A 22,807-nucleotide genomic window follows, 5' to 3' on the forward strand; every position below is an offset into this window, starting at 1 on the left:
TGAAGAAGACTGTTAAACTGCTATGTAGAGCACATGCATTTTTCTTTATTGGCTTAAGCACTCATAGTACCATGTGATTTGAACATGTGTAACTAACCAGTAAAAAACATGTTAAATAACAATGATAAGGAGCAATTATGCCTTGGATTTACGCCCTTGTAGGCTTGCTTGTTGGGATGCTTTTAGGCGCTGTCATTTCACGTCTTACGACGCCCGGATATAAGAAGCAGAAGAACGTTCAGAAAGATTTGGATAAGGCCAAATTTGAATTAGAGCAGCAAAAACAAGATCTTGCTGATCATTTTGCACAGTCTGCTGAAATGCTCGACTCACTAGGTAAAGAGTACACTAAGCTTTATCAACACATGGCTAAAACCTCTGCGGAGTTACTGCCTAATCTTCCTGAACAAGACAATCCGTTTATCAAGAAGATTAGTCAACAATCAGAGGTCGATTCTCACGTTTTCGATTCTGATTCTACGGTTCAACCTCTTAGCGAAGCTCCAAAAGACTACGCAGCAGGTTCAACTGGATTACTAAAAGACCAGAAAAAAGAAATTCTAGACTCACAAGACGTGGTCTCCGCTAAAGCGTCATAACCCAATCTTTCTTTTGTGATGAACTTTACATCGTTTTTTGAGTCTTAAATTCCGATAAGTGCCCCTTTAATTCTTCTTCAACGTATAAACGTTTGAATTTTTGGGGCTTAACTATATAGGAGTATCCGATGAAAAAACCTTTGCTTGCCTTAACCGTTCTCTCTCTAAGCCTAAGTTCAATCATCACGCCAATGCAAGCGACTGCTGCTTTACCGTTTACGGTTGATGGTGAACAACTGCCAAGCCTCGCTCCAATGCTTGAGAAAGTCACTCCCGCGGTAGTCAGTATCTCAGTTGAAGGCACTCAAGTGTCTCGCCAACAAATTCCTGAACAGTTTCGCTTTTTCTTCGGTCCTGATTTTCCAACTGAACAACTGCAAGAAAGGCCATTCCGTGGTTTAGGTTCTGGTGTGATTATCGATGCCAAGCAAGGTCATGTAGTGACTAACTACCACGTGATTAATGGTGCAGAAAAAATTCGCGTCAAACTTCACGATGGCAGAGAATATGACGCAGAGTTGGTCGGTGGCGACCAGATGTCTGATGTTGCCCTGTTAAAGCTCGAAAAAGCGAAAAATCTTACCGAAATCAAGATTGCAGATTCAGACAAGTTGCGAGTCGGCGATTTCACTGTTGCGATTGGTAATCCATTTGGTCTTGGTCAAACCGTGACGTCTGGTATTGTCTCTGCTCTGGGTCGCAGTGGTCTAAACATTGAGAACTTCGAAAACTTTATCCAAACCGATGCAGCGATCAATAGTGGTAACTCTGGTGGTGCTTTGGTCAACCTGAAGGGTGAGTTGATTGGTATCAACACCGCAATTCTTGGACCAAATGGTGGTAACGTCGGGATAGGTTTCGCGATTCCTTCCAATATGATGAATAACCTCACTGACCAAATCTTAGAATTTGGTGAAGTGAAGCGCGGTATGCTTGGTGTGCAAGGCGGTGAGATTACCTCGGAACTTGCAGAAGCCTTAGGCTATGAATCAAGTAAAGGTGCGTTTGTTAGCCAAGTGGCACCAGACAGTGCAGCCGATAAAGCCGGCATTGAGGCTGGCGATGTGATCGTTTCGGTAAATGACAAGGCAATTAACTCATTTAGTGAACTTCGAGCTAAAGTCGCCACCCTGGGTGCTGGTAAAAAGGTAACGCTAGGTGTCGTCAGAGATGGTAAGCAGAAGTCTTTTGATGTCACCCTTGGTGCGCAAACCAATGTTAAAACCACAGCCGACAAACTTCATGAAGGTTTGGCAGGGGCAGAGCTCACCAACACAACGGCCAGTGATAAAGTGCAGGGTGTTAAGGTGTCAACCGTCGAAAAAGGCTCCAACGCGGAAGCTTATCAGCTGCAAAAGGATGACATTATCATCGGTGTAAACCGTCAAAGAGTGAAGAACTTAGCGGAGTTTAGAAAAATAGTTGAGAAACAGTCAGGTGTTCTTGCACTCAACATTCAGCGTGGTGAACGAAGCATTTACCTTGTTATTCGTTAAATAACATTTCACTCAAAACGCGATATCGCTTTGAAAGGACAGCTGCTCAACCCGCTGTCCTTTTATTATTTTCTCATCTAATGCTATTCTTCACCGACTAAAACACTTTATGACTATTGATGAGGAAAGCATGCTGCAATTCGTATTGCGATCTGTAGGTTTGGGACTCGCTACCGCTGTCCTGCTATTGCTCGCGGTTCCATCCTTGCGTTCCAACCTTGTTCCTGCCACGGTACAAACCAGCAATATTGATAGCACTCAGGTACAGATTTCATTCAATCAAGCCGTCCGTAAAGCGGCTCCTGCCGTGGTCAATATCTATAGCCGTAAGTACACCGAAGAAGACCGTTCGAAATTACTCACACAGGGACTTGGATCGGGAGTCATTGTTAGTGAAAAAGGCTACATCATTACTAACTATCATGTTGTTGCTCAAGCAGACCAAATCATTGTGGCTTTACAAGACGGTCGGATAGCCGCGGCACAGCTGGTTGGTAAAGACAGACGTACAGACATTGCCGTACTTCGTGTCGAAGGCGAAAACCTACCCGTCATTCCTTTGAATCCAGACTACTCGCCAAAAGTCGGTGATGTTGTTTTAGCTATTGGAAATCCATATAACCTCGGCCAAACAACCACATTCGGCATTATTTCAGCGACAGGTCGTTCTTCAATTAGTGCAGACGGACATCAAGCCTTTATTCAAACAGATGCCGCGATCAACGAGGGTAACTCTGGGGGAGCCTTGGTCAATACTCAAGGTGAATTGGTCGGTATCAATACTGCTTCATTCCAGCAGGCAACGGAGTTGGAAACCTACGGTATCTCTTTTGCGATTCCTTTTGCACTCGCCAATAAAATAATGCAGAAAATTATTGCTGACGGTCGCGTTATTCGCGGATATATCGGCATTGACGGGCAAGATATTAACTCGGTGACCTCTCGCTTGTTAGGTAGCGAACATCTCGGTGGAATTGTGGTTCTTGGGGTTGATCCTAACGGCCCAGCAGCGGAAGCTGGTTTTGAAGAACAAGACATCATTCTCAAGATTGACGGACAAAAAATTAATGGCCGCCAGAGCGTCTTGGACATAGTCACCGAACTTCGTCCTGGTACTGTCGTTGATGTGCTGATCCTGCATAAAGGACAAGAGAAGACACTTAAAGTGACGATAAAAGAAGATACCCGCGAATAACCTTGATAGTCATTCTAATTGGATAAGAAAAAACCCATGCAATGCATGGGTTTTTTTATCACTCTTGAACATCAGGCTCTATGTCGCTAGAGCCAGCGGTTTCAATTTCAATCCGCGTCACTCTTTGTAACCCACGAGGTAGTAAACCACCACGTCGTCCTCTTTCACCACGGAAGTTTTCAAGATCCGATGGTCGAAGACCGAGCTTGCGTTTACCTGCATAAAGCGTAACGGTGCTCTGTTGTGGTAGAGCAATCAAGTGAGAAACAAACTCTTCACGATCTTTGGCTTTTGCCGCCGGTATGTTGATGATCTTGTTACCTTTACCTTTGCCAAGCTGAGGAAGATCTTTGATTGGGAACAGCAGCATACGCCCTTGGTTCGTGATGGCTAAGATCTCATCACTATCCAGATCTCCAATCGCTTTTGGTAACAGTACCTCTGAGTTTTGAGGTAAGCTCACTAATGCTTTACCACTGCGGTTCTTCGACAATAGGTCACTGCCTTTACACACAAAGCCATATCCGGCATCCGAACCAACTAACCACAGTTGATCTTCTTCACCCATCACAACGTGACGAATACTCGTCCCTGCGTTGACGTTCAAGCGTCCTGTAATTGGCTCGCCTTGAGTTCGTGCAGATGGTAGCGAGTGTGACTCTAGTGAGTAGCTACGTCCATCACTGCCTAAGAATACCGCTTGCTGGTTACTCTTACCGCGCGCATGGGCAAGGTAATTATCACCAGACTTGTAGTTCAGTGTGCCCGCATCAACATCGTGACCTTTCGCGTGACGAATCCAGCCTTTTTCAGAAAGAACCACCGTGATTAGTTCACTAGGCACAAGATCTCTTTCAGTCAACGCTTTCGCTTCAGCGCGTTCAACCATAGGTGAACGACGGTCATCACCGTATTTTTCAGCGTCAGCTTGAATCTCTTTCTTAAGTAGCGTGTTAAGACGACGCTCAGAACCTAGCAGTAACTCTAGCTTGTCACGCTCTTTTTCGAGCTCTTCTTGTTCACCACGGATTTTCATTTCTTCTAGCTTGGCTAGGTGACGAAGTTTGGTATCTAGAATCGCATCAGCTTGAATATCAGTGATGCCAAAACGTGCCATCAGCACGGCTTTTGGATCATCTTCAGTACGGATAATCTCAATCACTTCATCAAGGTTTAGATAGGCAATCAACAAACCTTCTAAGATGTGTAGTCGAGCAAGAATTTTATCTAATCGATACTGTAGACGGCGACGAACAGTTGTACGGCGGAACTCGATCCACTCAGAGAGAATCTGAACTAATCCTTTAACCTGAGGACGGTTATCAAGACCAATCATGTTTAGGTTAACACGGAAGTTCTTTTCTAGATCCGTCGATGCAAACAAGTGATTCATCAACTGATCGCTATCCACTCGGTTGGAACGCGGTACAACAACAATTCGTGTCGGGTTTTCATGATCAGATTCATCACGAAGATCATCAACCATCGGCAGTTTTTTCGCACGCATCTGGCCAGCGATTTGCTCTAGAAGCTTGGCACCTGACACTTGGTGAGGAAGAGAGGTAATGACAATCTCATTGCCCTCTTTGTGCCAGACCGAACGCATCTTAATGCTGCCTCGTCCAGTACGATAAATCTTATCTAGATCTGCCTTTGGAGAAATGATCTCTGCTTCAGTCGGATAGTCAGGACCTTTAACAAAGTTCATGATATCGGCAAGTTCTGACTTTGGATTATCGATCAAATGAATCGTTGCATCCGCCACTTCACGTACGTTGTGAGGTGGAATATCCGTTGCCATACCAACAGCAATACCTGTTACGCCATTGAGTAGAATGTGAGGCAAACGTGCTGGCAACATTTGCGGCTCTTTCATTGTGCCGTCAAAGTTAGGCTGCCACTCAACCGTACCCTGCCCTAGTTCTCCTAGCAATACCTCAGCAAACTTAGATAGTTTAGCTTCGGTATAACGCATCGCAGCGAACGATTTAGGATCGTCTGGCGCACCCCAGTTACCTTGACCATCCACTAATGGGTAGCGGTAAGAGAATGGCTGAGCCATAAGAACCATAGCTTCATAACATGCTGAATCACCATGTGGGTGATATTTACCTAACACGTCACCAACGGTACGGGCTGACTTTTTGTACTTAGCAGAGGCTGAGAGACCCAACTCTGACATTGCGTAAATGATACGTCTCTGAACCGGCTTTAAACCATCACCAATGTATGGCAAAGCACGATCCATGATTACGTACATTGAGTAATTTAGATAAGCGTCTTCAGTGAACTTGCGCATTGGCAACTGTTCAACGCCATCATATGTAATTTCTGTCGACATTCGTTAAACCTCTGCCATATCGCCGTTGCTTTGCAACCAAGAGCGACGGTCATCCGCTCGCTTCTTACCTAGCAGCATATCCATCATTTCCATCGTTGCTTCACTATCGTCAATCGTTAACTGAACCAAACGACGAGTGTTGGGATCCATGGTCGTTTCACGTAGCTGAAGTGGATTCATTTCACCCAGACCTTTGAATCGCTGCACGTTGATTTTGGCTTTCTTCTTCGACAAACGCTCTAAAATGCCTTCTTTTTCATCATCATCAAGCGCATAGAAAACCTCTTTTCCACAGTCGATACGATACAGTGGAGGCATCGCGACATAGATGTGCCCCGCTTCAACTAGCGAACGGAAATGGCGTGTAAACAATGCACATAGCAAAGTGGCGATATGAAGACCATCCGAGTCTGCATCGGCAAGGATACAAACTTTACCGTAGCGAAGACCGTCTAAGTTCTCGGTATCAGGATCGATACCTAATGCCACAGAGATGTCATGAACTTCCTGAGACGCGAGAACCTGATCAGGCGAGACTTCCCAAGTATTCAGGATCTTACCTCGTAGCGGCATCACAGCTTGAAACTCACGATCACGCGCCTGTTTAGCAGAACCACCAGCCGAGTCACCTTCGACAAAGAAGATTTCAGTGCGGTTTAAGTCCTGAACTGAACAGTCGGTTAACTTACCTGGCAAAGCAGGGCCAGAAGCGACTTTTTTACGCACAACCTTTTTACTCGCACGCATACGACGATGTGCGTTGGCGATACAGACTTCTGCCAGTTGCTCAGCTAACTGAGGCTTTTCATTCAACCACAGGCTAAATGAATCTTTAACGACGCCAGAAACGAATGCCGCCGTCTGACGTGAAGAGAGTCGTTCTTTAGTTTGACCAGCAAACTGCGGATCTTGCATTTTCACCGACAACACGTAAGAACAACGATCGAAAACGTCATCCCCCGTCAGTTTCACGCCACGCGGTAACAGATTACGGAACTCGCAAAATTCACGCATTGCATCGAGCAAGCCTTGGCGTAGGCCGTTAACGTGAGTACCGCCTTGTGCCGTTGGAATCAAGTTAACGTAACTTTCGGTGATCAGCTCACCACCTTCTGGTTGCCAGATCACGGCCCAGTTAGCAGCCTCTGTTTCAGCAGAAAACTCACCGGTATAAGGTTCTTCTGGTAGAACCGTGTACCCTTTGACTCCTTCAGCTAGGTAGTCTTTCAGGCCATCTTCATATAACCAACTGTAATCTTTGCCATTTACCTTATCGCTAAAGGTAATTTCTAAGCCAGGACAAAGAACCGCTTTTGCTCGTAGGTTATTGACTAGACGTGTAACAGAAAAATTTGCTGAATCGAAATACTTCGTGTCCGGCCAGAAGTGAACGCTGGTACCTTTGTTGCGACGACCACAAGTGCCAGTCACCGTTAAGTCAGATACTTTCTCGCCATGTTCAAATGCAATTTCATACACTTGCCCATCACGACGAACGGTCACTTCAACACGCTTAGACAGCGCGTTTACTACCGAGATACCAACACCGTGTAAGCCACCTGAAAATTGGTAGTTTTTATTGGAAAACTTACCACCAGCGTGCAGCTTACATAGTATCAGTTCAACCCCTGAAACTTTTTCTTCAGGGTGGATATCTACAGGCATGCCACGACCATCATCGATCACTTCAAGTGATTGGTCGGCATGTAAAATTACTTGAACCTTTGAAGCGTGTCCGGCTAGCGCTTCATCGACACTGTTGTCGATGACTTCTTGGCCCAAGTGGTTTGGGCGCGCTGTATCCGTATACATCCCTGGTCGGCGACGTACTGGCTCCAAACCATTAAGAACCTCAATGGCCCCAGCATTATATTGTTCAGTCATAATACGGAATTTCGTCTTAGGTAATAAAAGGTTTACTTGGCAGGCGATTTAAATGTGTCGGCTTAAATGGCAACCTTGTCGGGTATCCACAAGGTTAACGACGAAAATCCAAACACTTCAAATCCACACAAGTACTGGTGAGACATAGTCTGGAACAGACCCAATTATGTCAAGAGAGATAAGTAAGTAACAAGTAAAATTATGACTCTTCCCTCAATGAATATGTCATTGAGAGCGAAAGACGTTAGGTTCATCAACACTAACCAGGCAGATTAAAGCGCCAAGAATTCGATGATCTTAGCCGGATAACGCTCGAAGTTGACGAAGCTGTGATCACCACCTTGCTCGACAGTCTGCTTAGCTCCACAAAAATGTTGCACTGCTTGACGATAGTCGAGAACTTCATCCTCGGTTTGCTGTAGCAACCAAAAGTCCGACGGCGTGTTAATAACCGGAGTGTCGAGTTGCTTGAGTTCAACAATATGGTGATGCTCTAAAACATAACGCTCTTGAGTGTACGGGTTTTCTTGCTCACCAAGAAAATCCGCAAGCAGCTCATAAGGCTTGACCGCAGGGTTAACCACTACCGCTTTAAAGGCAAACTGCGCATTGAGCCACATCGAAAAATAACCACCAAGCGAACTTCCGACCAAGCCAATCTGATAATCATCTTTATATTGATTGACAATATCCAACAGATGCTGTGCAGCTTGCTCAGGAAAACAAGGTAAACGCGGTATCACTACCTTAATATCTGGACGATACTGTTCACAGTACTCTCGCATTAGATTTGCTTTGAGTGACAATGGTGAACTGTTAAAACCATGAATATAAAGTAGTAAAGACGGTTTCATTTTCTTTCCTCAATAGCCAGCAGAAGTGAAATCAGGCTGGAAACTGCCAGCTGGTAAGCGTTTTACTTCTGTCGACACACTACCATCGGCATGTAACTCTAGTTCACGCCAGCCAGGGGAAAGCGTATCCAACGCAAAGTCATCGCTATTAGGTTTAAACTGAACACAAGTCGATGGCGTGGCCATCACTCTCGCACCTTTATACACAACGTTCATATCTTGATGCACATGCCCACATAACACCGCTTTAACGCTGCTGTGTTTGTCTACCACTTGCCAAAAATCTTCAGCATCTTTCAGTGCATGCTGATCTAACCAACGGCTACCAACCAACAGGGGATGATGGTGCATTAAAACAAGCGTATAACGCTCTGGATATTCGCTGAGCTTTTCATCAAGCAGTGTCAGTTGTTGATCGCTCAAGCGACCATGAGGTACACCGACAACCTGAGAATCAAGCAATATCATTTGCCACTTTTCACCGAGCAAGACATGTTCAACCTGTTGAATCTGAGGTGAAGGTAAGACCGAACCCATGGCCGGTTTAAAGTCATGATTGCCCGGTAACCAGAAACATGTTTTCTCAAGTGGTGCAATGCCTTGCTCGAATCTTTGATAGGAGCCAGCAGAGTGATCCTGAGAGATATCACCCGTTGAGAGAATCGCATCGAACGATCGCTTCTCCTGCACAATAGCGGCAATAACTGCACTAAAACTATCGAGAGTTTTAACACTGAGCAGACTACCATCCGCTGGCTCAAATAAATGAGTATCAGTAATCTGGAGTAGCTTTATACTGCCGCTATCTAAGGAACTTGACGTTACTTTCAAAACTAAAACCTAAATATTCAATGGAGTGCGACTGATACCCTGTTTCAAACAAAATGACAGCCAATCACCGAGAAAACGATTGAGTTGTACCTTTTCATCTTGTTGCAGCATCTTATCATTCGGGTAGTCGTATCGAGCATTCACACGTTTAAGATGTTCACAGCTACAAACTTCTGCTACGCGAGCATCGTGGTAGAGCCTGACAGACATTGTTGGCAATGGAAATACTGGAACGTCATCACTTTGACAAATGTCGACCAAAGTTGTGTACTTTGTGACTTCGACCACTTGAATCTGATACGTCATATAAGCAGCTTGATAGCAGCGTACATCACCGACACTCGGCTGATAAGGCAGCAAAGCGTTCAGTTTTGCGTAATTTGTCTCATATGTGCGCATCAGGTCAGATAAATCAACATGATACGGTTTCTTTAGTGCTACGTGCGCCATTGTCTCTTCAAACGTTGCTGGTTAAGCTCCAACCATTGCAATGCAATAATGGAGGCACCATTTTCAAATTTCCCATCAATAACCCATTGGTAGGCTTGCTGGCGGGATACCACATGAACTCGAATATCCTCACCTTCATAGTCTAAACCATGAATCCCATTCGCTGTACTCGCATCAACTTGACCGACATACACATCAAGTTTTTCGGAACAACCGCCTGATGAAGGGTAATACGAGGTTACTTTCTCTAACTGACCTACTTCAATACCGGCTTCTTCTACTGCTTCACGTCGAACAACACTTTCAGCGTCTTCTTCACGATCTATCATGCCTGCGACGATTTCCAGCTGCCAAGGGCTGTCATGTTCAAGAGCGCCAACGCGGATCTGTTCAATCAATACCACCTCGTCTCTAATCGGATCGTAAGGTAGCATAGCCGCTGCGTGTCCACGCTCGAACATTTCGCGTTCGATAGTTTCACTCCACCCACCTTCAAACAACTTATGTTTGAAGCGGTACTTAATCATTTTAAAAAATCCCTGAAACAGTGTTTCTTTTGAGATTATTTCCACATCTTGGCGAGTAAACTGCTTATGTTGCTGGTCAGACTGTTGCATTTGGCACCTCTCTGAGTGAATCTTATAGTTTACTCAGACCTAAGCGTAACTTCCAAGGACGTGGCTCAACTTTTCATACAATTTTTGCAGTTTAATTTAAATTGATGAATTATATTTATTGCACAGCTGGATAGTTAAGTGTAAAACTTTGCAAAGTTTTCGAGTGAATTGCCATCAATTGAGTTAAACTCTTGATGACTAATATTTTTCGTTTTTTGGCAGGAATTGAACCTATGAAGAAACTGCTTCCACTAGTTATCAGTGCAGCACTAGGCAGCCTAAGTACTCACGCTTTCGCTGATACTCTGGCAGACATTTACAATCAAGCAAAAGAGAATGACCCAACGCTACTTAGTGCCGCAGCCCAGCGTGATGCTGCCTTTGAAGCCGTGACCTCTAGCCGTGCAACACTTCTACCACAAATTAATTTGACTGCTGGTTACAACCTAACACGTGGCGACACGGATTTGGACGCGGGTAGTACTATTGACAACGATAAGAATGCGCTAACAGCTGGCATCAACTTCTCGCAAGAACTTTACCAACGTTCTAGCTGGGTTGCTCTGGATGTATCTGAAAAATCGGCACGCCAAGCAGATGCGTCTTATGCCGCAGCACAACAAGCTTTGATTCTGCGTGTTTCGACCGCGTACTTTGATGTATTGCGTGCACAAGACAACCTAGAGTTTGTTCAGGCAGAGAAAGCAGCGGTTGGCCGTCAGTTAGAGCAAACGAAGCAACGTTTTGAGGTTGGGCTTTCAGCAATCACTGACGTACATGACGCTCAAGCACAGTACGACGCAGTACTCGCTGATGAAGTATTGGCACAAAACAGCCTAGTCAACAGCTACGAAGGTCTGCGTGAAATTACCGGTCAAGAGCACTCGAATCTTGATGTTCTTGATACTAAGCGTTTCTCAGCAAGTAAGACATCTACGGCAATTGATGCACTAGTAAACGAAGCCCAAGAGAAAAACTTAAGCTTGCTATCTGCACGTATCGCGCAAGACGTAGCCAAAGACAACATTTCGCTAGCCAGTTCAGGACACCTACCATCGCTAACACTTGATGGTGGATACAACTACGGCGATATTTCAGACAGCATCAACTCAAACGGCACAACCAATAACTTCAACATTGGCGTCAATCTGAATGTTCCACTATACACAGGTGGCAACATTAGCTCGCAAACTAAACAGGCTGAATACAGCTATGTTGCAGCAAGCCAAGATCTTGAAGCTGCTTACCGCAGTGTTGTGAAAGATGTTCGTGCATTCAACAACAATATCAGCGCATCAATTGGAGCGCTGCGTGCTTACGAGCAGACCGTTGTCTCGGCACAATCAGCCCTTGAAGCAACAGAAGCGGGGTTTGATGTTGGTACACGTACCATTGTTGACGTTCTAGATTCTACTCGTCGTCTATACGATGCCAATAAGAGCCTATCTAACGCTCGTTACGATTACATTCTAAGTGTGCTTCAGCTACGTCAAGCCGTTGGTACACTGAGTGAGCAAGACATCCTCGATGTTAATGCTGGTCTCAAAACGGCGAGCAAATAACGCACTAATCATTCGATAAAAAAGGCTTGCTCGATTGGAGCAAGCCTTTTTATTTCTATCTGTCTGCGTTAGTAGACGGTATCTATCTTGACGTTTTTCTCGACTAACCAATCCACTTTTTCTTCGCGTTTGATATGCAATGCCACGTCAACTGGTTGGTCCAAATCGAGGGGAATTTGCCATACAAACACAACTTCCCACTGGTTCTGATTATGGGTGCGAAGTTCGAGTAAGTCCCCGTCGATAATCCAGCTCTGATCACCTTGCTGAATAGACACGCTTTCAACATCTAGCTCCGCTGGTAAGGGTTTGTCAGATTCTAAATAGAGCGCACCATGTAGAGTACTGTCTTGCACTTCGCCAATGGTGGGCATCTTATTGATCCAAAGATTACTTTTGAGTACTACAGTGGTATCGGCGAATTCCAACTGGTTGCCTTGCTCCCAGCCTACAGGTTGTGAAGTACAGCCCACCATTAACGCCACACCAAGTGAGAGTGCTGCTAACTTTTTCATTTGATTCACCTTTGTCGTTCCGAGTGGTGTTGTAACCATTCTTTCAAGATATGAATATCATTGTCATACTCATTCTTTATTTCTTCAACCCAATCGTCGATGTTTTCCCACCAAGTTGGAAAATCTGGCGACTGCGCTTTCTGCGCCACGCTCTGAATATGCTTTAATCCAATAGAGCCTGCGGCTCCTTTAATTTTGTGAGCCTCTGAAACTATACCTTCCTGATGCTTGGCAACCATATTTGAGTCCAACACTTGCAAGTACTCTGGCATCATCTCTTCAAACATCTCTATGCTGCTAAGTACAGGCTCTGGCCCAACAATACTGACATAGGACTCAAGCATATCTAGGTCAAGTATACGAGAATAGATCTCCCCACCTTCGGCGATCACTTCGGGCTCGACGGTTTGATACTTGGTTTGCTCCACCTCTCCTTGAGTAAACTTAGCCAGAACCTCTTGCACCGCAGTCACTGAAAGAGGTTTACTGATCGCATCATCCATCCCTTTATCAAGGTACTCTTGTTTGTTCTTGATGACATTGGCCGTCAAGGCTACCAATGGCGGCAGATCCGAGTATGTGCGTCTAAAGTATTCTGCAACATCAAACCCGGTCATGTCTGGTAGCTGGATGTCTAGGAACACCAAGTCGTAAATTTCAGGATCAAACATTTCCATCGCTTCCATACCTGTCATGGCAACAGAAACTTCATGTCCCATACTCTCTAGCAGTGAGCGAGCAACCGTAATATTGAGCTCAATATCCTCAACCATAAAGATATTGAGTTCTTGCGATGGTGCAGCCACTGATGATAAAGACTCTTCAACTTCTGCCAATGGCACACTGATAGTGACGGTGAAAGTACTGCCAAATCCCTCTTCACTCGAGACGGTAATATCGCCGTTCATCATATTGATTAGCTGCTTTGACACAGCAAGACCGATACCTGTTCCGACTGCATGCAGGTTGTCTTTCCCAGACTTGACCTGATAGTACATGGCAAAGATTTTTTCGAGCTCAGCTTCTGGGATACCGATACCGCTATCCTCTATCTCCATCGTAATATGAGCGTGTTGGTCTTCTATCTCAGAGCTGACCGTCATCACCACCCCTCCCTCTTTGGTAAACTTCATCGCATTGCTGACGAGGTTCCAAAGTACCTGACGGAGACGAGTCGCATCGACTTCAATCGCACTAGGCAGTTCGCTCAGACGTTCCAGATCAAAGCGCAGCCCTTTCTGCGACGCCATCAATGCAGAGATGCTCTCCATCTCTGCGACAAATTCTTCAAAATTAAGTGTCGATGGATAAAGTTCGAGTTTGCGGCGGTCAAACTTGTCCATATCAATAATGTCGTTGAAGATGTTACCCAAGGTAATTGCACTGACATTAATGGTCTGCATATGGTTACGCTGCTCTTCGGTAAGCTGAGTATCAAGCAGCATTCGACTCAAACCAACGATACCGTTAAGGGGGGTGCGTAGCTCATGACTGATCGTCGATATAAATGTTGTTTTATCTCGGCTGGCTTTTTCTAGCGATTCTTCATGGCGCTTACGCTCTGTGATATCACGGCCAAAGCCCACCAGACCTAAGTGACAGCCCTCTTTGCTGTAGAAAGGGACTTTACGCAATTCGAAATAGTTTTTACGTCCATCAGGATACTCAAGCCACTGCTCATAAGTTAGCGCTTGATTATCAGAGAAAACTTTCTGGTCTGTATCAACAATTTGTTGAGCGACTTCCTTGCTGTAAACATCCCAAGGTGTCAGACCGACCAGTTGACTCTCTTTCTTACCCGTCAGCTCTTCCATTGCTCGGTTACAGCCGGAGAAAACGCCCTCTGCGTTGCGGTAGTAAATAAGGTCAGGAGAAGCATCAATAAACGAACGTAGCAGTGCGGTTCTCTCCGCCAATTCGACCTGTGTTTTCTCACGCTGATAGACCTCATTCTCAAGGTCTTTCATCGCTTCTTCACGCGCTTCTTCAGCTTTAATACGCTCTTCAATTTCTTGATTAAGCTTGGCAATGTTTTGTTGAAGCTTGTGGTTGAGTTCCTGATCTCGTGAACGCATATCTTTCAATTTCGAGACAAGCTTGGAGAGACGTTGGCGCGATTCTTCCAATTGATCGACAACCACCGATAGAAAATACACCGCCCAAGGAGTAATTAATAAGCCAAAGAAAACTGAGCGTACGATGTCGATGTCATCGACGTGCCCACTTAAAACAAGAGTAATTCCGACTTGGACAACAACAGCAAGTGCCACCAAGGCCAAAGCAAGAAGAATAGAAAAACGCAGAATGCCCAGTTTGACTAACAAATCGACATAATACTGCGCAAGATTTTTAATCGGCTTCATCGAGAACTCCGCACGGTAACAGTCGTTAAATATTACCTGTTTTCACTACCGACAGCTAAAGGAATCCTTACAACAAAAAGTGCTAATTCTCTGATGTGTGATGCACACAGGTCTGATTGCGACCGTTGGCTTTTGCTTGGTACAAAGCACTGTCAGCCAAAGCGATAATCGTTTCGCTGCTGGTCATCGGTTTAGGCACAATCGAAACAAGACCAATACTGGTCGTGATCTGGTTGGATACCTCAGATTTCTGATGCTCTAGAGCAAGTTCAGCCACACCTTCATGAATACGCTGAGCCACTAAGAGTGCGCCTGATTTTTCGCATAAATAGCTATTGCTGCAAAAATAGCAAGTAGGATGACAACAAAGTCAAAACCGTGCCCGCGGGTAGAGTCCCACAACCAAACTAATACTTGCTCCATTTATAACTCTGACTCAATGAATAATCTTTATAAGGGTACAAAAGATATCAGCTTATTGCTTAATTATCAGCCTTTAATATCGGCCTTGTATATTCAAATGGTTGATTTATCAAAGAGCCTTGCGCCCCTAACTGGTGTAGAGAACGACCGATTTGAGTCATGGCTAACCAACGGTTTTCACACCATAAAGGTGCCAATAACGTAGGTCTACGTGCTGCTGAAGAGACACGGTGATACACCACTTCGGGAGGTGTCATACGTATTAGCTCACTGGCAATCGACACGTATTCTTGGAGCTCTGGAGCTGCCAACTTGCCCGCTTTCCATGCTTTGGCCATGGTGCTGCCTTCGACAATATGAAGACCATGAAGTTTAATGCCGTCCGTGCCAACCGCCAATACTTGCTTCATTGTCGCGATATTGTCTTCACGTGTTTCTCTGGGTAAGCCCACAATCAGGTGCGTACAAACTTTGATGCCAAGTGCGCGTGCACGTCGAGTAATCTCAGCATAACATTCGAAATCATGGCCTCGGTTGATGCGCTTTAGCGTCTGATTGTTTGCCGTTTGTAAACCGAGCTCCAGCCAGATTTCGTACCCTTGTTCGACGTAATTTGCCAACAGTTCTAGGACGGCATCAGGAACACAGTCAGGACGAGTCCCTACGCACAATCCCACAATGTCAGCCGCTTTCAATGCTTGCTCGTACATGTTTTTAAGTACCTGTACTTCGGCATAAGTACTTGTATAAGCCTGAAAATAGGCAAGGTAGCGCTTGGCTCGAGAAATCTCTCCAGCTCGATCGATTAACTGCTCATGGATAGTTTTTATTTGCGCGGCTTCATCAGCGAACGAAGCGACATTGCAAAATGTGCATCCACCACGGCCAATCGTGCCGTCTCGATTTGGGCAGCTGAACCCACCATGCAGTGTCAGTTTATGAACTTTTTCCCCGTACCTTCTCTGTAAGTCTTGTCCAATAGTGTTGACCAGCTCGTGAAGTTGCATTTTTACCCTTGCCTAAAACGAAATAAATATCATTAAGATCTGTGTAATTTAATTACAATATTGAAAGCAATTTGGGAATAAATGTAACGTTTTCAAACGGGGTTGTTGTTATGCAAAGTCAATAAACATGCAGAAATAATGTGCCTCAAGCCAATTGTTAAGCAAAAGTTAAACATAATATCAATTTATAACGCAAAAAATCTGGGCAACAAGCACGACTTTTGATTGCATTTTGTGCTGAGTAAATTGTAGGATACTTACAGATTTTGCTGCATTTTGTGTTTTTTATTACATTAAAATTTGGCAAAACATCGGTGAACTCCTACTCCTACCTATATAAATCACTAGATTGTGATACAAAAAAACTGGATTTCACCAAGGATTGTTTTTCTCGCCATATTTTTCAGCGAGAGACGGAATGGAATCAAAGTCGCCAGCTAGGCTGACTTCGAATCATAAAAATAAAGGACAGGACGTAGAACTAGTTTCGACTAGCCCAATTGCGCCTATTTGAACTGGAAGGATGTATCCATGGTAGATAGAGAGCAAACTTCACAAGGTCTGTACACTCCTGAATTGGAGCATGACGCTTGTGGTATCGGTTTTGTTGCTCACTTAAAAAACCGTAAATCGCACGAAGTAGTTACGCAAGCTCTTGATATGCTTGCAAGGATGGAGCACCGTGGTGGTCAAGGATGTGATCCTTGCTCAGGTGATGGCGCTGGTATCTTGCTACAAAAACCACACGAATTTCTGTTAGAAGAAGCCGTTAAGCTTGGTATCAAGCTGCCTTCTTTCGAGAAATACGGCGTTGGTGTGGTGCTTTTCCCAAAAGACGAACACAAACGCGCGCAATGTCGCGATATCCTAGAACGTAATGCTAAACGTCTAGAGCTCGATGTTATCGGCTATCGTGTCTTGCCGACAGACAACTCAATGATCGGTGCTGACCCTTTAAGCACTGAACCGCAATTCGAACACGTATTCATCTCTGGTGGTCCTGGCATCACGCCTGAAGAGCTAGAGCGTAAGTTGTACGTACTACGTAACTACACAGTTCGAGTCTGTCTAGAAAGTGTCTCTAACATTGGTGATGATTTCTACATCAACTCAATGTCATACAAAACACTTGTCTACAAAGGTCAGTTGACAACAGAGCAAGTACCACAGTACTTCCTCGATCTACAGAATCCAACGATGGTGACAGCACTTGCGCTGGTTCACTCTCGTTTCTCAACCAACACTTTCCCGAAATGGCGCTTAGCTCAACCTTTCCGTTACATCGCTCACAATGGTGAAATCAACACCGTTCGCGGTAACCTGAACTGGATGAAAGCACGCGAGGCGATCATCGAATCAGACCTGTTTACTCAAGCTGAAATCGATATGTTATTGCCTATCTGTCAGGAAGGTGCTTCCGACTCATCTAACTTCGACATGGCGCTAGAACTTCTGGTTCTTTCGGGTCGTAGCCTGCCACACGCATTGATGATGATGATTCCAGAAGCGTGGCAAGAAAACAAAAACATGGATCCAACTCGTCGTGCGTTTTACCAATACCACGCCAACGTCATGGAACCATGGGACGGCCCTGCATCGGTGTGTTTCACTGACGGTGTTCAGGTAGGTGCAACTCTTGACCGTAACGGCCTTCGCCCTTCTCGCTACACAGTGACAAAAGATGATTTCTTAGTCATGGCGTCTGAGTCTGGTGTTGTGGATATTGCACCAGAAAACGTCGAATTCCGTGGTCGCCTACAACCGGGTCGTATCTTCGTTGCTGACCTAGAGCAAGGGCGTATTATTTCTGATGAAGAAGTAAAAGACGGCATTGCATCAGCACAGCCTTACGAGAAATGGGTAGCAGAGAATCTGCTCAGCCTGAAGAAACTGCCGGATGCGAGCAACGAATTCAGCCAACCGTCACCGGAGAAGCTTCTGCACAAGCAGCAAGCATTTGGCGTGAGCTCAGAAGAAGTGAACGAGATTATCGTTCCTATGGCTCGTGATGGTAAAGAGCCGCTTTCGGCTATGGGTGCCGACTGGCCACTTGCGATCCTTTCGCACCAGTCGCAACACCTCTCAAACTACTTTAAACAGTTATTTGCTCAGGTAACTAACCCGCCTATCGACCCGATTCGTGAGCGTATGGTTATGTCTCTGAATACTTACCTAGGTAAGGATCAGAACCTTCTTGCCGAGTCACCACTGCACTGTCAAAAAGTTGAGCTTGAATCGCCAGTACTTTCAAACTCTGAGCTTGAAAAACTGCGTGCTATCGATAACGAGCACTTACAGGCTAAGACGTTAGATATCGTATTCCAAGCAAGTGAAGATGAAGGCAAGCTAGAGCGTGCACTGAAGCGTATCTGTCAATATGCAGAAGATGCCGTGATCGATGGTTACTCAATCATCTTGCTAACAGACCGCGCAGTAAACTCTAACCACGCAGCTATTCCAGCAATGCTCGCCGTTGGCGCTGTACACCATCACCTGATCCGTAAAGGTCTCCGTGCTAAGTGTGACATAGTTATCGAGACAGGTGATGCTCGTGAGACGCACCACTTTGCGACTCTGATTGGCTACGGTGCAAACGCAATCAACCCATACCTAGTTATTGAGACTATGGTTGAACTGCAACGCATCAAAAAACTGGATCCTGAAACCAATATTCGAGAACTGTTCGAGAACTACCGCAAATCTATCAACGGCGGTCTATTGAAGATCTTCTCGAAAATGGGTATTTCAACCTTGCAGTCGTACCACGGTGCACAAATTTTTGAAGCTCTGGGTATCAGCAAGTCTGTTGTCGACAAGTACTTCACTGGTACGGTTTCGCGTATCCAAGGTCTTACTATTGATGACATCGCCAAAGAAGTGCTTGTACGTCATCGTATTGGCTTCCCAACACGTGAAATCCCTGTTCAAGTACTGGATGTTGGTGGTGTTTATCAGTGGAAACAGCGTGGTGAAAAACACCTGTTTAACCCTGAAACTATTTCACTGCTTCAACAATCAACTCGTAACAAAGACTATGTTCAGTTTAAGCAATATGCGAAAGCGGTTGATGATCAAGGCGATAACGCAGCAACGCTACGTAGCCAGCTCGATTTCGTTAAGAATCCAGCAGGTTCTATCCCGCTAGAAGAAGTGGAGCCGATTGAAAACATCCTTAAACGTTTTGCTACCGGTGCAATGTCATTTGGTTCGATCTCTTACGAGGCACACTCTACTCTCGCAGTCGCGATGAACCGCATTGGTGCTAAATCGAACTCAGGTGAAGGTGGTGAAGACCCTTCTCGTTTCGAGCGTAAAGAGAATGGTGATTGGGAGCGTTCAGCAATCAAACAGGTTGCTTCAGGTCGTTTCGGTGTGACGTCTTACTACCTAACTAACGCCGATGAGCTACAAATCAAGATGGCTCAAGGTGCGAAGCCGGGTGAAGGTGGTCAGCTACCAGGTGATAAGGTTGATGACTGGATTGGTGCGACTCGTCACTCCACACCAGGTGTTGGTCTAATCTCGCCACCTCCTCACCACGACATCTACTCAATTGAGGATTTGGCTCAGCTAATCTTTGATTTGAAAAACGCCAACCGTGCTGGCCGAGTTAACGTCAAACTGGTATCAGAAGCCGGTGTAGGTACGATTGCCTCTGGTGTAGCGAAAGCGAAGGCGGATGTGGTTCTTATCGCTGGTTTTGACGGTGGTACAGGTGCATCACCAATGTCTTCGATTCGCCATACAGGTCTGCCTTGGGAACTGGGTCTAGCAGAAACACACCAGACACTACTGAAAAACGGCCTACGTAACCGTATCGTAGTTCAGTCAGATGGTCAGATGAAAACACCTCGTGACCTAGCGGTAGCAACACTGCTTGGTGCTGAAGAATGGGGTATCGCGACAGCGGCACTGGTTGTTGAAGGTTGTATCATGATGCGTAAGTGTCATAAAAACACCTGTCCTGTTGGTATCGCAACTCAGAACAAGACCCTACGTGAACGTTTTGATGGTCGTGTTGAAGACGTCGTAACCTTCTTCCAATACATGGCAGAAGGCCTACGTGAAATCATGGCAGAGCTCGGTTTCCGCACCATCGATGAGATGGTTGGTCAATCGCAGAAATTGAAAGTTCGCGAAGATATTGGTCACTGGAAATACAAGAACCTTGATCTATCTCCAGTACTGCACATTGAGCATGCCCGTGAAAACGATGGTGTCTTTAATCAGACTGAACAGAACCACAATTTAGAACAGGTTCTTGACCGCAAACTGATTCAAGCTGCAATCCCTGCGCTTGAGAAAGGCGAAGCCGTTAACGCTGAGTTCCCGATCATTAACACTGACCGTTCTGCTGGTAACATGCTATCGAATGAAATTTCGAAAGTGTACAAAGACCAAGGTTTACCAAAACCAATGAACGTTAAGTTCACCGGTTCTGCTGGCCAATCATTTGGTGCATTCCTAGCAAAAGGCGTGAAATTCGAGGTTGAAGGCGATGCGAACGACTACTGGGGCAAAGGTCTATCAGGCGGTACGCTGGTTCTTTACCCAGACTCGAAGTCAACCATCATCGCTGAAGACAACATTGTAGTAGGTAACGTATGTTTCTACGGTGCAACTTCAGGTGAGTCATACATTCGTGGTATGGCTGGTGAACGTTTCTGTGTTCGTAACTCAGGTGCAAAAGTCGTTGTTGAAGGTATCGGTGACCACGGTTGTGAATACATGACTGGCGGTGTTGCTGTCATCCTAGGTTCAACAGGTCGTAACTTTGCAGCGGGTATGAGTGGCGGTGTCGCTTATGTTTGGGATAAGTCTGGTGACTTTGAAACTAAGCTGAACCCTGAACTTGTCGACCTAGATCCAATCGAAGCTGAAGATCGTGAACTACTAAAAGAGATGCTCACTAAGCAGGTTCAATTCACAGGAAGTGAAGTAGCGAAGTCTTTCCTCGACAACTTTGAAGCAAGCCTAGAAACCATGGTTAAGGTTATGCCGCGCGACTACAAGGCGGTACTTCAAAAGCGTAAGGCAGCCGCTGAACAAGCACAAACGGAACAAGTGGAGGCAGTATAATGGGTAAGCCTACTGGATTTTTAGAACATGGTCGTGAGCTTCCAAAGAAGCTCGACCCATCAGTTCGTATTGAAAACAACAAAGAATTCGTTCTAAACGAAGAGTTTGGCGACAAAATCAATACTCAGGCTTCTCGTTGTATGGATTGTGGTGTGCCTTTCTGTCACAACGGTTGTCCGATTGGTAACATCATCCCTGAGTTCAACGATGCGGTATACCGTGATAGCTGGGAAGAAGCATGGAACATCCTAAGTTCAACCAACAACTTCCCAGAGTTCACAGGTCGAGTATGTCCTGCCCCGTGTGAAAGTGCTTGTGTACTAGGTATCAACCAAGATCCAATCACTATCTGTAACATTGAGAAAACCATCGTCGAAACTGCGTACCGTGAAGGGTACGCAAAACCTAAAACGCCTCGTTCTCGCACTGGTAAAACGATCGCCATCATCGGTTCAGGCCCCGCAGGTCTAGCCGCAGCCGAGCAGCTCAACAGCGCAGGTCACTCTGTTACTGTATTTGAGCGTGATGAGAAAGTTGGTGGACTACTGCGTTTTGGTATCCCAGACTTCAAGCTGGGTATGGATGTGATTGATCGCAAGATCAACCTAATGGCCGACGCTGGCGTTGAGTTCAAGGTCAATCAACATATCGGTGTTGACGTTAACGCTCAGCAACTACGTCAGGAGTTTGATGTTGTTCTGCTTACTGGCGGTTCAACGGTTCCTCGTGATTTGCCAGTACCAGGCCGTGAACTAAAAGGCGTTCACTTCGCGATGGAGTTCCTAGCTCAGAATAACCGCCGTGCTAACGACATGGATCTGAAAGGTGAAGAGATTCACGCTAAAGACAAGCATGTTGTCGTCATCGGTGGGGGTGATACCGGTTCTGACTGCGTGGGTACCTCAAACCGTCACAAAGCCGCGAGCGTAACTCAGGTAGAAATCATGCCGCTCCCACCAGAAAAGCGCCCTGTAAATATGCCTTGGCCACAATACCCAATGATCATGAAAACAACCACTTCGCACGAAGAGGGCTGTCAACGTCATTGGAACATTTTGACCAAGGAATTTATTGGCAACGATAAAGGTGAAGTGACGGGTCTGCGTATTGCTGACATCGTGTGGCAAGATGCACAACCGGGTCAACGCCCAGAGTTTAAAGAAATTGCTAACTCAGAGCGTATCATCCCATGCGACATGGCATTCTTGGCTATGGGCTTCTTACATCCAGAGCCAAACGGTGTTTTGGCGCAGCTAGGTGTTAAGCTAGATGAACGTGGTAACGTGGCGACCGATGGTTTTGCAACGAACCAAAAAGGTGTGTTTGCTGCCGGTGATATGCGTACAGGCCAATCTCTGGTTGTTCGCTGTATCAATGAAGGTCGTGAGTGTGCAATCGCTATTGATAGTTATCTAATGGGTAACTCAAATCTTGAAGCGAAAGCCGACTCACTAATGCTTTCCGCATAAAGTGAGCCACCTAGATGAAGAATTTTATTAGATTCTAGGTGGTTTAGAATAACCAATCATTCCTTCCAAACTTTTCCATTTGACCAGTACATTGTGCTGGTCTTTTTTATTTCCCTGACATT

15 protein-coding genes and 1 pseudogene are annotated in these 22,807 nt (G+C 45.5%); 6 read left to right on the forward strand and 10 right to left on the reverse strand.

Features of this window, described 5'->3' with window-relative positions; genetic code table 11:
• Nucleotides 1-137 precede the first annotated feature (137 nt).
• From zapG to degS, 3 genes are all read left to right on the forward strand, one after another.
• Nucleotides 138-599 (forward strand): Z-ring associated protein ZapG, encoded by a 462-nt coding sequence (gene zapG, locus DA100_RS13005; RefSeq protein WP_138972534.1) that lies wholly within the window; start codon nt 138-140, stop codon nt 597-599.
• 128 nt (nt 600-727) lie between these two features.
• Nucleotides 728-2,095, forward strand: a complete 1,368-nt coding sequence (locus tag DA100_RS13010) for a DegQ family serine endoprotease (RefSeq protein ID WP_138972535.1) — start codon at nt 728-730, stop codon at nt 2,093-2,095.
• A 130-nt stretch (nt 2,096-2,225) separates the two neighbouring features.
• Nucleotides 2,226-3,290: an outer membrane-stress sensor serine endopeptidase DegS gene (gene degS, locus DA100_RS13015; protein ID WP_138972536.1), complete on the forward strand. Its 1,065-nt coding sequence runs from the start codon at nt 2,226-2,228 to the stop codon at nt 3,288-3,290.
• 58 nt (nt 3,291-3,348) lie between these two features.
• Here the strand turns inward: degS and parC are convergent, their stop codons facing one another.
• The 6 genes from parC to nudF form a co-directional block, all read right to left on the reverse strand.
• On the reverse strand, nt 3,349-5,631 hold the full coding sequence (parC, locus tag DA100_RS13020; protein WP_138972537.1) for a DNA topoisomerase IV subunit A: 2,283 nt from the start codon (nt 5,629-5,631) through the stop codon (nt 3,349-3,351).
• Nucleotides 5,632-5,634: 3 nt separating this feature from the next.
• The gene (gene parE / locus DA100_RS13025) at nt 5,635-7,515 is read right to left on the reverse strand and encodes a DNA topoisomerase IV subunit B (RefSeq protein WP_138972538.1); all 1,881 of its coding nucleotides are present in this window, start codon (nt 7,513-7,515) and stop codon (nt 5,635-5,637) included.
• Between the two features lie 272 nt (nt 7,516-7,787).
• The gene (gene yqiA / locus DA100_RS13030; protein ID WP_138972539.1) at nt 7,788-8,369 is read right to left on the reverse strand and encodes an esterase YqiA; all 582 of its coding nucleotides are present in this window, start codon (nt 8,367-8,369) and stop codon (nt 7,788-7,790) included.
• Between the two features lie 9 nt (nt 8,370-8,378).
• Nucleotides 8,379-9,200, reverse strand: a complete 822-nt coding sequence (gene cpdA / locus DA100_RS13035; RefSeq protein ID WP_138972540.1) for a 3',5'-cyclic-AMP phosphodiesterase — start codon at nt 9,198-9,200, stop codon at nt 8,379-8,381.
• A 9-nt stretch (nt 9,201-9,209) separates the two neighbouring features.
• Nucleotides 9,210-9,650 carry a DUF1249 family protein gene (locus DA100_RS13040; RefSeq protein ID WP_138972541.1) on the reverse strand — a complete coding sequence of 147 codons (441 nt, stop codon included), beginning with the start codon at nt 9,648-9,650 and terminating at the stop codon, nt 9,210-9,212.
• The gene (gene nudF, locus DA100_RS13045) at nt 9,638-10,267 is read right to left on the reverse strand and encodes an ADP-ribose diphosphatase (protein WP_138972542.1); all 630 of its coding nucleotides are present in this window, start codon (nt 10,265-10,267) and stop codon (nt 9,638-9,640) included. The genes DA100_RS13040 and nudF overlap by 13 nt, the downstream gene beginning before the upstream one ends.
• A gap of 233 nt (nt 10,268-10,500) precedes the next feature.
• Between nudF and tolC the strand changes: the two genes are divergently transcribed.
• Entirely contained in the window at nt 10,501-11,829 is a 1,329-nt protein-coding gene (gene tolC / locus DA100_RS13050) for an outer membrane channel protein TolC (protein WP_138972543.1), read from the forward strand.
• A 68-nt stretch (nt 11,830-11,897) separates the two neighbouring features.
• Here tolC and DA100_RS13055 read toward each other — a convergent pair whose 3' ends face one another.
• From DA100_RS13055 to DA100_RS13070, 4 genes and pseudogenes are all read right to left on the reverse strand, one after another.
• Complete coding sequence (locus tag DA100_RS13055) at nt 11,898-12,344, reverse strand: hypothetical protein (protein WP_138972544.1); 447 nt, start codon at nt 12,342-12,344, stop codon at nt 11,898-11,900.
• Nucleotides 12,345-12,349: 5 nt separating this feature from the next.
• Nucleotides 12,350-14,707 (reverse strand): aerobic respiration two-component sensor histidine kinase ArcB, encoded by a 2,358-nt coding sequence (gene arcB / locus DA100_RS13060; RefSeq protein WP_138972545.1) that lies wholly within the window; start codon nt 14,705-14,707, stop codon nt 12,350-12,352.
• Nucleotides 14,708-14,789: 82 nt separating this feature from the next.
• Nucleotides 14,790-15,020: pseudogene (locus DA100_RS13065) on the reverse strand (diguanylate cyclase); the annotation flags it as partial.
• A gap of 169 nt (nt 15,021-15,189) precedes the next feature.
• Nucleotides 15,190-16,137, reverse strand: a complete 948-nt coding sequence (locus DA100_RS13070; protein ID WP_138972546.1) for a TIGR01212 family radical SAM protein — start codon at nt 16,135-16,137, stop codon at nt 15,190-15,192.
• Between the two features lie 531 nt (nt 16,138-16,668).
• Between DA100_RS13070 and gltB the strand changes: the two genes are divergently transcribed.
• Both gltB and DA100_RS13080 read left to right on the forward strand, forming a co-directional pair.
• Nucleotides 16,669-21,216, forward strand: coding sequence for a glutamate synthase large subunit (gene gltB, locus DA100_RS13075; RefSeq protein ID WP_138972547.1), 4,548 nt, complete (start codon nt 16,669-16,671; stop codon nt 21,214-21,216).
• Nucleotides 21,216-22,685 (forward strand): glutamate synthase subunit beta, encoded by a 1,470-nt coding sequence (locus DA100_RS13080; protein WP_138972548.1) that lies wholly within the window; start codon nt 21,216-21,218, stop codon nt 22,683-22,685. Before gltB ends, DA100_RS13080 begins: the two co-directional genes overlap by 1 nt.
• Nucleotides 22,686-22,807: the final 122 nt, after the last annotated feature.

Source organism: Vibrio sp. Hep-1b-8, assembly GCF_006124995.1.
GTDB lineage: Bacteria > Pseudomonadota > Gammaproteobacteria > Enterobacterales > Vibrionaceae > Vibrio.

What these genes read in the sequence shown, in the direction of transcription:
- DA100_RS13040 (WP_138972541.1), bottom strand. Translation starts at nt 9,650, where the DNA reads ATGGCGCACGTAGCACTAAAGAAACCGTATCATGTTGATTTATCTGAC.
- DA100_RS13070 (WP_138972546.1), bottom strand. Translation starts at nt 16,137, where the DNA reads ATGCAACTTCACGAGCTGGTCAACACTATTGGACAAGACTTACAGAGA.
- DA100_RS13010 (WP_138972535.1), top strand. Translation starts at nt 728, where the DNA reads ATGAAAAAACCTTTGCTTGCCTTAACCGTTCTCTCTCTAAGCCTAAGT.
- parC (WP_138972537.1), bottom strand. Translation starts at nt 5,631, where the DNA reads ATGTCGACAGAAATTACATATGATGGCGTTGAACAGTTGCCAATGCGC.
- tolC (WP_138972543.1), top strand. Translation starts at nt 10,501, where the DNA reads ATGAAGAAACTGCTTCCACTAGTTATCAGTGCAGCACTAGGCAGCCTA.
- zapG (WP_138972534.1), top strand. Translation starts at nt 138, where the DNA reads ATGCCTTGGATTTACGCCCTTGTAGGCTTGCTTGTTGGGATGCTTTTA.
- gltB (WP_138972547.1), top strand. Translation starts at nt 16,669, where the DNA reads ATGGTAGATAGAGAGCAAACTTCACAAGGTCTGTACACTCCTGAATTG.
- yqiA (WP_138972539.1), bottom strand. Translation starts at nt 8,369, where the DNA reads ATGAAACCGTCTTTACTACTTTATATTCATGGTTTTAACAGTTCACCA.
- parE (WP_138972538.1), bottom strand. Translation starts at nt 7,515, where the DNA reads ATGACTGAACAATATAATGCTGGGGCCATTGAGGTTCTTAATGGTTTG.
- arcB (WP_138972545.1), bottom strand. Translation starts at nt 14,707, where the DNA reads ATGAAGCCGATTAAAAATCTTGCGCAGTATTATGTCGATTTGTTAGTC.
- degS (WP_138972536.1), top strand. Translation starts at nt 2,226, where the DNA reads ATGCTGCAATTCGTATTGCGATCTGTAGGTTTGGGACTCGCTACCGCT.
- nudF (WP_138972542.1), bottom strand. Translation starts at nt 10,267, where the DNA reads ATGCAACAGTCTGACCAGCAACATAAGCAGTTTACTCGCCAAGATGTG.
- DA100_RS13080 (WP_138972548.1), top strand. Translation starts at nt 21,216, where the DNA reads ATGGGTAAGCCTACTGGATTTTTAGAACATGGTCGTGAGCTTCCAAAG.
- DA100_RS13055 (WP_138972544.1), bottom strand. Translation starts at nt 12,344, where the DNA reads ATGAAAAAGTTAGCAGCACTCTCACTTGGTGTGGCGTTAATGGTGGGC.